Source organism: Bacillota bacterium, from assembly GCA_033549065.1.
In the GTDB taxonomy this organism is placed as follows: Bacteria; Bacillota; Dethiobacteria; order DTU022; family DTU022; genus JAWSUE01.
Map to the genome: position 1 here is coordinate 1 of JAWSUE010000040.1, position 798 is coordinate 798.

General features: G+C 53.8%; 2 protein-coding genes. One reads left to right on the forward strand and one right to left on the reverse strand.

Annotated features, from left to right (window positions below):
* Window positions 1-330, forward strand: a 330-nt coding sequence (locus SCJ97_11615; GenBank protein MDW7740675.1) for an ATP-dependent RecD-like DNA helicase, incomplete at its 5' end; no start/stop codon positions are given.
* Window positions 331-376: 46 nt separating this feature from the next.
* Here the strand turns inward: SCJ97_11615 and SCJ97_11620 are convergent.
* Window positions 377-798: energy-coupling factor ABC transporter ATP-binding protein (locus tag SCJ97_11620; GenBank protein ID MDW7740676.1), on the reverse strand; the 422-nt coding region annotated here is incomplete at its 5' end.

Genomic DNA, 798 nt, shown 5'->3' on the forward strand with positions numbered 1-798 from the left:
CTGGAGTCGGCGACCAGGCAGCGTTCTGCCGAGCCGATGGCTCTGTTTCCGCGGAGTGGAAGCTTCGTAGCCTATCCCCTCGAAACACTCAGGGGAAGACTGGAACCGGCCTGGGCCACCACGGTGCATAAAGCCCAGGGTTCGGAATATGAAAATGTGGCCATTGTTTTACCCGAAGTCCATGTTCGCCCGCTGACCAGGGAACTGCTCTATACGGCGGTTACAAGAGCGAAAAAGTCGGTAGTAATTGTCGGTTCGGCTGAAGTGCTTAATTCAGGTGTCGACCAGTCCATTAAGCGCGCCTCGGGGCTGGCCGACATGCTGGGCTAAATTATCAGAAAATATAATTAACTAATGTGTCCCGAAATTATTTGGTCTACTTCCTGTGGCGGTGCCAGGTAGCCGAAAGGGAGTGGGGAACTTCGAGGCCGTGTTTTTCCATCAGGGATTCACTGCCCATAATTTCCGAAGGGTTTCCATCAGCCTGGATGGTTCCTCCTTCAAGCAGGATGACCCGTTCACAGGTCTCCAGAATAAACTCCAGGTCGTGGGAGGCAATAAGCAAAGTCTTGTCGTTCATACTCTCAAGGATTCTGATCAACCGGCGGCGGTAACGGATATCAAGATCTGAAGTCGGCTCATCCATGATCAGCAGGCGGGGTTTCATGGCCAGGATTCCGCAGAGGGCAACCAGGCGCTGTTCACCTGCCGACAGGTGGTGGGGAGGACGGTCGAGCAAGGCTTCAATTCCGGTAAGGGTAGCAGTTTCTTCAGTGCGCCGGGCGATTTCTTCTTCAT